The following is a 9897-nucleotide window of genomic DNA, read 5'->3' as shown; positions in this document are numbered from 1 at the left end:
CCACAGTCTTCAGCACCGTGGTCAGGAGGGGGCAGGAATCCTCTCCAATGACCAAGGGAAACTAAAGCGGCATCGCGATATGGGTCTTCTATCAGAAGTCTTCAGAAATCCTGCTAACTTAGATAAATTGACAGGAACTGGTGCGATTGGGCATGTTCGTTACGCGACTGCTGGCGAAGCTTCTGTAGATAACATCCAGCCCTTCCTCTTCCGTTTTCACGATATGCAGTTTGGCTTGGCTCATAATGGAAATCTGACCAATGCAGCCTCTCTCAAGAAAGAATTGGAAGATAGAGGAGCGATTTTCAGTGCGACTTCGGACTCGGAAATTTTGGCTCACCTCATTCGTCGCAGTCACAATCCTAGTCTGATGGGCAAAATCAAGGAGGCGCTCAGCCTAGTTAAAGGTGGTTTTGCCTATATCTTGCTGTTTGAGGACAAGTTGATTGCGGCTCTTGACCCCAATGGTTTCCGTCCGCTTTCAATCGGGAAAATGGCCAACGGAGCGGTGGTGGTTTCCTCTGAAACCTGTGCTTTTGAGGTCATTGGTGCTGAATGGATTCGTGATTTGAAGCCAGGTGAGATTGTGATCATTGATGACAAGGGAATCCAGTATGATAGCTATACAGATGATACCCAGTTAGCAATCTGTTCTATGGAGTATATCTATTTTGCTCGCCCTGATTCTAACATTCATGGTGTCAATGTCCATACGGCTCGCAAACGTATGGGTGCCCAATTGGCGCGTGAATTCAAGCATGAGGCGGATATCGTGGTCGGTGTGCCCAATTCTTCCCTCAGCGCGGCTATGGGATTTGCGGAAGAATCAGGTTTACCAAATGAAATGGGCCTCATCAAGAACCAATACACCCAACGTACCTTTATCCAACCGACTCAAGAATTGCGGGAGCAAGGGGTGCGGATGAAACTATCTGCTGTTTCTGGTGTTGTAAAAGGCAAGCGTGTAGTTATGATTGATGACTCTATCGTACGTGGGACGACCTCTCGTCGTATTGTTCAGCTCTTGAAAGAAGCGGGTGCGACTGAGGTTCACGTTGCTATTGGTAGTCCAGCGCTAGCTTATCCATGTTTCTACGGGATTGATATCCAGACCCGTCAGGAGCTAATTGCGGCCAATCATACGGTCGAAGAAACGCGTCAAATCATTGGGGCGGACAGTCTGACTTATCTTTCTGTTGAAGGGTTGATTGAGTCGATTGGGATTGAAACAGATGCACCAAATGGTGGTCTCTGTGTTGCTTATTTTGACGGTGACTATCCAACACCTCTCTATGACTACGAGGAAGATTATCGTCGAAGTTTGGAAGAAAAGACCAGTTTTTACAAATAGACGGATAAAGATTCTCCATTAAAGAAAAGGAAAAATAAAATGGCAAATAAAAATGCGTACGCTCAATCTGGTGTGGATGTTGAAGCGGGTTATGAAGTTGTTGAACGGATTAAAAAGCACGTGGCTCGTACGGAGCGTGCAGGTGTCATGGGAGCTCTTGGTGGTTTCGGTGGCATGTTTGACCTTTCAAAGACTGGGGCTAAAGAGCCCGTCTTGATTTCAGGAACTGATGGTGTCGGAACCAAGCTCATGCTGGCTATCAAGTACGACAAGCACGATACCATCGGTCAGGACTGTGTGGCCATGTGTGTTAATGATATCATCGCTGCAGGTGCGGAGCCTCTCTATTTTCTCGACTATGTGGCGACAGGCAAGAATGAACCAGCTAAACTAGAACAAGTAGTCGCTGGTGTGGCAGAAGGTTGTGTACAGGCTGGTGCTGCCCTCATCGGTGGGGAAACGGCTGAAATGCCCGGCATGTACGGCGAAGACGACTATGACTTGGCTGGTTTTGCAGTCGGTGTTGCAGAAAAATCTCAAATCATCGACGGTTCAAAAGTGGCAGAGGGAGATGTTCTTCTCGGACTTGCTTCGAGTGGTATTCACTCAAATGGCTATTCACTTGTCCGTCGTGTCTTTGCAGACTACACAGGTGAGGAAGTCCTGCCAGAATTGGAAGGCAAGCAACTCAAGGAAGTTCTTCTTGAGCCAACTCGTATCTATGTCAAGGCTGTTTTGCCACTCATCAAGGAAGAGTTGGTCAACGGTATTGCCCACATCACAGGTGGGGGCTTTATCGAAAATGTTCCTCGTATGTTTGCAGATGACCTAGCTGCTGAAATTGATGAAAGCAAGGTACCAGTTTTACCAATCTTTAAAGCTCTTGAAAAATACGGTCAGATTAAACACGAAGAAATGTTTGAAATCTTCAATATGGGTGTGGGACTTATGCTAGCAGTTAGCCCTGAAAATGTAAGTCGTGTCAAGGAATTGTTGGATGAACCAGTCTATGAAATTGGTCGCATCGTCAAGAAAGAAAACGAAAGTGTCATCATCAAATGAAAAAAATAGCGGTTTTTGCCTCTGGTAATGGCTCAAATTTTCAGGTGATAGCAGAACAATTTCCAGTAGAGTTTGTCTTTTCAGACCATCGTGACGCCTATGTACTCGAACGTGCAGACAAGCTCGGCGTTCTGTCCTATACTTTTGAACTCAAGGAGTTTGAGAGCAAGGCAGACTACGAAGCTGCCCTTGTCGAACTCTTGGAAGAGCACCAGATTGACTTGGTTTGTCTAGCAGGCTACATGAAAATCGTTGGGCCAACCTTATTAGCAGCTTATGAAGGCAGGATTGTCAACATTCATCCAGCCTACCTGCCAGAATTTCCAGGAGCTCATGGGATTGAGGATGCTTGGAATGCTGACGTGGATCAGTCTGGTGTGACCATTCACTGGGTAGATTCTGGTGTGGACACAGGAAAGATTATCAAACAAGTGCGTGTGCCACGGTTAGCTGATGATACCATCGAAAGCTTTGAAACTCGCACTCATGAGGCAGAGTACAAGTTGTATCCAGAGGTGCTGGATAGTTTGGGAGTGGAGAGAAGATAAAAACGAAATCAGAGCTGATTTTATGACGGTCCAACAGCAGATAAGGAGGATATTATGGGTTTATTTGATTTTTTTAAGAAGAAATCTTCAGATGAAGAGACACCAATTGAAGATGAAGGCAAAATTGTTGTTGAAGCTGAAAATACAGATGATAGCACTCCAGGATGGCATGCGATTGATGCAGAGTTTAATCGTTTATATCCGGATCAACCCAATCCACTTCATTATGGGACAGTTATCAAGTATATGTTGGGCGGTCCAGATCCGCTTGATGGCATCAGTGTTTATGATGCGGGAGATTTTTGGCATTTTGTCAGCTATGGTCTGTCAGAGTTATATACAAAAGAAAGCGACGATCCTGAATACAGTGGTTATGGGATTGAATTAACTTTTAAGTTAAAGAAATCAAATAATGACGAAGAAGAAATCAAAAATGCCTGTGGTTTACTACAGTATGTAGCAAGATATATTTTTCAAACAGGTAAAGTGGTTTTGCCAGAGGAATACATTTATACTAAACAGACAGTAGGAATTGATGCCCAGCAGAAATCTAGTCTGACAGGATTTTTGACTGCTGCTGATGATTTAGCTAAGCCTCTTGATACTCCGCATGGAAAAGTGGAATTTGTAACCCTGATTGGTGCGACAGATGCAGAACTGCGAAATGTGTACGAAAGTGAAACTAGTAAGCTTGAGGTCATAAAACTGTTAAAAGAACTTGGAAATCAGCTTACAGACTATGATCGCCAGTCTTTAGTTTAAATGATGTGAAAGCACCTCTTGATACAAAGAAAGGAACAAAAATGACTAAACGCGCTTTAATCAGCGTCTCAGATAAAGCGGGCATTGTTGACTTTGCCCAAGAACTTAAAAAACTTGGTTGGGATATTATCTCGACAGGTGGGACAAAGGTTGCCCTTGATAATGCTGGGGTGAAGACCATTGCCATCGATGATGTGACTGGTTTTCCAGAAATGATGGATGGTCGTGTGAAGACCCTCCACCCAAATATCCACGGAGGGCTTCTCGCTCGTCGTGACTTGGATAGCCACTTGGAAGCGGCTAAGGACAACAAGATTGAGCTCATTGACCTTGTGGTGGTCAATCTCTATCCATTCAAGGAAACCATTCTCAAACCAGACGTGACGTACGCTGATGCAGTTGAAAACATCGATATCGGCGGGCCTTCTATGCTTCGTTCAGCGGCTAAAAACCACGCTAGCGTAACGGTTGTGGTAGACCCTTCTGACTATGCAGTGGTTTTGGACGAGTTGTCAGCCAATGGTGAAACGACTTACGAAACGCGTCAACGTTTGGCAGCCAAGGTTTTCCGTCACACAGCAGCTTATGATGCCTTGATTGCAGAGTATTTTACAACTCAAGTGGGTGAAAGTAAGCCTGAAAAGTTGACTTTGACCTATGTTCTCAAACAGACTATGCGTTACGGTGAAAATCCTCAACAAGATGCAGACTTTTACCAAAAAGCCTTGCCAACAGACTACTCGATTGCTTCGGCTAAACAGCTCAATGGTAAAGAATTGTCCTTCAATAATATCCGTGATACGGATGCTGCCATTCGTATTATTCGTGATTTCAAAGACCGTCCAACCGTTGTGGCTCTCAAACACATGAACCCATGTGGAATCGGTCAGGCTGATGACATCGAGACTGCTTGGGACTACGCTTATGAGTCTGACCCAGTGTCTATCTTTGGTGGGATTGTCGTTCTCAACCGTGAGGTGAATGCTGCGACAGCTGAGAAGATGCACGGCGTTTTCCTTGAAATCATCATTGCACCAAGCTATACGGACGAAGCGCTAGCCATTTTGACCAATAAAAAGAAAAACTTGCGTATCCTTGTCTTGCCATTTGATGCTCAAGAGGCTAGTGAAGTGGAAGCAGAATACACAGGTGTAGTAGGTGGACTTTTGGTGCAAAACCAAGATGTGGTCAAAGAAAGCCCAGCTGACTGGCAAGTGGTGACCAAACGCCAGCCAACTGAGACAGAAGCGACTGCTCTTGAGTTCGCTTGGAAGGCTATCAAGTACGTCAAATCAAACGGAATCATTGTAACCAATGACCACATGACACTGGGTGTTGGTCCAGGTCAAACTAATCGTGTGGCTTCTGTTCGCATCGCTATTGACCAAGCTAAAGACCGTCTTGACGGTGCTGTTCTTGCTTCGGATGCCTTCTTCCCATTTGCGGATAATGTGGAAGAAATCGCCAAAGCAGGTATCAAGGCCATCATCCAGCCAGGTGGATCCGTCCGTGACCAAGAGTCTATCGAAGCCGCTGACAAATATGGCTTGACCATGGTCTTCACAGGCGTGAGACATTTTAGACATTAAGAACACTAAAGGGAAGAAAACAGTTTCTTTCCTTTTTTGCTTAAAAATGCTTAATAAAATAAGATTAAAACGAACGTTTGTGTTATAATGTTAGTAAATAATTCGCAAAAGAGGTTGAGAAATGAAACTGCTTGTTGTCGGTTCGGGTGGTCGTGAGCATGCGATTGCTAAAAAGTTACTTGAATCAAAAGGCGTTGAAAAAGTCTTTGTAGCTCCTGGGAATGATGGGATGACTCTGGATGGTTTGGAATTGGTAAATATCTCTATTTCCGAACATTATGAATTGATTGAGTTTGTAAAAGCCAACGATATTGCTTGGTCATTTATCGGGCCAGATGACGCCCTTGCGGCTGGTATCGTGGATGATTTCAATGCGGCAGGACTCAAAGCTTTTGGTCCGACTAAGGCTGCGGCTGAACTTGAGTGGTCTAAGGATTTTGCTAAGGAAATCATGGTCAAATACGGCGTTCCGACAGCAACCTATGGCACATTCTCAGATTTCGAGGAAGCCAAGGCCTATATCGAAAAGCAGGGTGCGCCTATCGTAGTCAAGGCGGATGGCCTGGCGCTTGGGAAGGGTGTCGTCGTTGTGGAGAAGGTTGAGCAAGCAGTCGAAGCAGCTCACGAGATGCTTTTGGACAATAAATTTGGTGACTCAGGTGCGCGTGTGGTTATTGAGGAATTCCTTGAAGGAGAGGAATTTTCACTCTTTGCCTTTGTCAATGGGGACAAGTTCTACATCATGCCAACAGCGCAAGACCACAAACGTGCCTATGATGGAGATAAGGGGCCTAACACTGGTGGGATGGGTGCCTATGCGCCAGTTCCACACTTGACACAGAATGTAGTTGACACGGCAGTGGAGACTATTGTCAAGCCAGTCCTTGAAGGGATGATTAAAGAAGGTCGTCCTTATCTGGGAGTTCTTTACGCAGGTCTTATCTTGACAGCTGACGGTCCGAAAGTCATCGAGTTCAATGCTCGTTTTGGAGATCCCGAAACTCAGATTATCTTGCCTCGTTTGACATCTGACTTTGCACAAAATATTACTGACATTTTGGATGGCAAGGAGCCGAAGATCACGTGGCTGGACAAGGGTGTGACTCTGGGTGTGGTTGTCGCATCCAACGGTTACCCACTGGCTTATGAGAAGGGCGTCAAGCTTCCAGCCAAAACCGATGGCGACATCATCACCTATTATGCAGGGGCTAAGTTTGCGGAAAATAGCAGAGCACTGCTGTCAAATGGCGGACGTGTCTATATGCTCGTCACCACCAACGATACCGTCAAAGAAGCCCAAGACATCATCTACAAGGAACTTGACAAACAAAACACAGAAGGCCTCTTTTACCGAACCGATATCGGAAGCAAGGCAATTAGATAAAGATGTAAGAAAAAGCGACGTAGTCGCCAAGTACGATAATGGTCGCCGTGGTGAAAAGACCAGAACAGTATGAACAGTATCTGTTCTGGTCGGGGAAAATTTGAGAACTTAGGCTCAAATTGTAGAAATGAAACCGAAGGTTTGTTTCCGTCCCCACCACCTAAGACCATTATCAAAAAAGAAGAAAAAAGGAAAAATTATGACTAAACCAGTAATTTCCATCATCATGGGCTCAAAATCCGATTGGGCAACCATGCAAAAAACAGCAGAAGTCTTAGACCGCTTCGGTGTGGCCTACGAAAAGAAAGTTGTCTCTGCCCACCGTACACCAGACCTCATGTTCCAACATGCCGAAGAAGCTCGTAGTCGTGGCATCAAGGTTATCATCGCAGGTGCTGGAGGTGCAGCCCATTTGCCAGGTATGGTCGCTGCTAAAACAACCCTTCCAGTCATTGGTGTGCCAGTCAAATCTCGTGCTCTTAGTGGAGTGGATTCACTCTATTCTATCGTTCAGATGCCGGGTGGGGTGCCTGTTGCGACAATGGCTATCGGTGAAGCTGGTGCGACAAATGCGGCTCTCTTCGCCCTCCGTCTTCTTTCAGTAGAGGATCAAGCTATCGCGACAGCTTTGGCAGATTTTGCAGAAGAACAAGGAAAAATCGCAGAGGAGTCTACCAATGAGCTCATCTAAAACAATCGGAATTATCGGTGGCGGTCAGCTGGGTCAGATGATGGCGATCTCAACTATCTATATGGGGCACAAGGTCATTGCGCTGGATCCTGCTGCGGATTGCCCAGCCTCTCGTGTGGCGGAAATCATTGTGGCGCCTTATAACGATGTGGATGCCCTTCGTCAGCTAGCTGAGCGTTGCGATGTCCTGACTTATGAATTTGAGAATGTAGATGCTGACGGTCTTGATGCTGTTATCAAGGATGGGCAACTCCCTCAAGGGACCGACCTGCTTCGCATCTCCCAAAACCGGATCTTTGAGAAAGACTTCCTCTCAAACAAGGCTCAAGTCACTGTAGCACCTTACAAGGTTGTGACTTCTAGCCAAGACTTGGCAGATATCGACCTGTCGAAAAACTATGTCCTCAAGACGGCAACAGGTGGTTATGATGGCCATGGACAAAAGGTCATTCGCTCGGCAGAAGACTTGGAAGAAGCCAATGCACTAGCCGATTCAGCAGACTGTGTTTTGGAAGAATTTGTCAATTTTGACCTTGAAATTTCTGTCATTGTATCAGGAAATGGCAAGGACGTGACGGTTTTCCCAGTTCAGGAAAATATCCACCGAAACAATATCCTTTCAAAAACTATTGTGCCTGCTCGCATTTCTGAAAGTTTAGCCGAGAAAGCCAAAGCTATGGCAGTGAGAATCGCTGAGCAACTCAACTTGTCTGGAACACTTTGTGTGGAAATGTTTGCGACAGCTGATGACATCATTGTCAATGAAATCGCCCCACGTCCACATAACTCTGGGCACTATTCAATCGAAGCCTGCGACTTCTCCCAGTTTGACACTCATATTCTGGGAGTTCTGGGAGCACCATTGCCAGCTATCAAACTGCATGCGCCAGCCGTCATGCTCAATGTACTCGGACAGCATGTCGAGGCTGCTGAAAAATATGTCACAGAAAATCCAAGCGCCCACCTCCACATGTATGGTAAAATAGAAGCGAAACATAATCGCAAGATGGGGCATGTCACTTTGTTTAGTGATGCGCCAGATGAGGTGGAAGAGTTTAGGGAGGGAATTACTTTTAGGTGAAAATAGCAATTTTAGGGCTTGAGGTACTGATTCCATACAAAGCTGGTAATTTCTTTGGTTAACCTCATCCAGTCACTGTGCTTTGCTTTAGTAGATGATCTCATATTTATTAAAGTGCTAGATATTGCTTCCACAATGATGGTTATAGTGTTTATATTTGCAATTGCTTATGGAATGTGGGATATATCAATGAAAAAAGAGCTCAGGATTCCATTCATGTAGCAACTGGCGTATGTACCACATCTATGTTGATTTAGTATCAAACTATTCGTAAAAATAGTGTTGATAATTAAGAGTAGGAATAGTGGTAAAATCTAATAGGAAAGCGAGTTTTTCCTGGTCGGTTTGAAAAAATAGATGACAGTCACTTTATTGAATACACTAAAAATGGTATCCAGACAATTTTAAGGTAAAAAAGGTTGACTTACATAAGCGTTGGGAACTTGAGTTTGAAAATAAAAATCTCCAAGGAACTTGGCTAGGACGATTTGATTATAAGGATGGACAAACGGTTCTGGATTTTACAGAAGATATTACTGTTAAAAATATCCTACTGACATCATTTGCTTGGTTCTATTTAAAAAACAAAAAAACAGTATTTCCTTGATTTGGGAAAAGCACTACAAACTAGATAATGAGAAGTAAACGGAGATTTATAGTATCTAGGAGGAAATAATGTTAAATTTCTTAAGAAAATTATTTAGCAGTATACAAAGATCAAAAAGTGTGATTGATTATAAAGGTTATAAAAATAAATTTACAAACTATATGAATATGGTTGAAGGCTGTAGTAAAAATGAAGACAGAGTGAGAACAGCTCAAAATCTGTTGATGGTTGTGGTTGAGTATCTAAATTTTGATGAGGCTATTCAAGCAGTTGAAACTAATCATGAAGCACAAGATAATTCTTTGATTGAAGAAATTTATAACGAAATTGTATACGAAATAGATTTAACTATTAATGAGATTATCTGCCGAAGCATACATCCGGATGATGCGAAATATTATAAAAACAAAACAATTCGAGAGCAAGAACCGATTGAAATAATGGTGAAGGAGTTGCCTATTTTGTTAAATCCATGGAATTCGAACAGAATAATAAGTAATCTCGATACAATAAATAATCAAAATCCTTTTGATGGGGATCGCTACAGTTACAATATAGAGAATCACTATGTATATCCAATGGATATTGCGATTTGTAATGGAGCTAATCATTCGCAGTTTGCGGCAAGAATGATTAATAAAGGAAATACTGTTATTAAAGAAGTGAGGGATTATTCTGTTTTATATGATCATGTTTACTTTGATGGAAAAGATTATAGAAATAAAGAAGGTCATTTAATTATTAGCTTAGATTATAATAAAAAAGTAATTTTCTATTCAGGGGTTATTTTTGAGTTGGGGCGGTTTTTGCTTGACGCTGATT

At 43.6% G+C, this 9897-nt stretch carries 9 protein-coding genes and 1 pseudogene; all 10 read left to right on the top strand.

The annotated features are described in order from the left end of the window. Positions 1-1351: amidophosphoribosyltransferase (gene purF, locus SMIDD26_RS09530; RefSeq protein ID WP_061439948.1), on the top strand; the 1351-nt coding region annotated here is incomplete at its 5' end. A 39-nt stretch (positions 1352-1390) separates the two neighbouring features. Beyond that, positions 1391-2413, top strand: coding sequence for a phosphoribosylformylglycinamidine cyclo-ligase (gene purM / locus SMIDD26_RS09525; RefSeq protein WP_061439946.1), 1023 nt, complete (start codon positions 1391-1393; stop codon positions 2411-2413). Then, complete coding sequence (gene purN / locus SMIDD26_RS09520; RefSeq protein ID WP_061439945.1) at positions 2410-2961, top strand: phosphoribosylglycinamide formyltransferase; 552 nt, start codon at positions 2410-2412, stop codon at positions 2959-2961. Before purM ends, purN begins: the two co-directional genes overlap by 4 nt. Before the next feature lie 54 nt (positions 2962-3015). Continuing rightward, positions 3016-3723, top strand: a complete 708-nt coding sequence (locus SMIDD26_RS09515; protein WP_061439944.1) for a suppressor of fused domain protein — start codon at positions 3016-3018, stop codon at positions 3721-3723. A gap of 41 nt (positions 3724-3764) precedes the next feature. Then, complete coding sequence (purH, locus tag SMIDD26_RS09510; protein WP_061439943.1) at positions 3765-5312, top strand: bifunctional phosphoribosylaminoimidazolecarboxamide formyltransferase/IMP cyclohydrolase; 1548 nt, start codon at positions 3765-3767, stop codon at positions 5310-5312. A 121-nt stretch (positions 5313-5433) separates the two neighbouring features. After that, positions 5434-6696 carry a phosphoribosylamine--glycine ligase gene (gene purD, locus SMIDD26_RS09505; RefSeq protein ID WP_061439941.1) on the top strand — a complete coding sequence of 421 codons (1263 nt, stop codon included), beginning with the start codon at positions 5434-5436 and terminating at the stop codon, positions 6694-6696. A 199-nt stretch (positions 6697-6895) separates the two neighbouring features. Beyond that, on the top strand, positions 6896-7387 hold the full coding sequence (purE, locus tag SMIDD26_RS09500) for a 5-(carboxyamino)imidazole ribonucleotide mutase (protein WP_038804287.1): 492 nt from the start codon (positions 6896-6898) through the stop codon (positions 7385-7387). Continuing rightward, complete coding sequence (gene purK, locus SMIDD26_RS09495; protein WP_061439939.1) at positions 7374-8468, top strand: 5-(carboxyamino)imidazole ribonucleotide synthase; 1095 nt, start codon at positions 7374-7376, stop codon at positions 8466-8468. Before purE ends, purK begins: the two co-directional genes overlap by 14 nt. A gap of 317 nt (positions 8469-8785) precedes the next feature. Beyond that, positions 8786-9103: pseudogene (locus SMIDD26_RS11935) on the top strand (SRPBCC family protein). A gap of 40 nt (positions 9104-9143) precedes the next feature. Next, positions 9144-9897: DUF6710 family protein (locus SMIDD26_RS09490; RefSeq protein ID WP_246747019.1), on the top strand; the 754-nt coding region annotated here is incomplete at its 3' end.

This window comes from Streptococcus mitis (assembly GCF_001579035.1).
Lineage (GTDB): Bacteria > Bacillota > Bacilli > Lactobacillales > Streptococcaceae > Streptococcus > Streptococcus mitis_J.
This window is presented reverse-complemented; position numbering and strand designations above follow the sequence as displayed.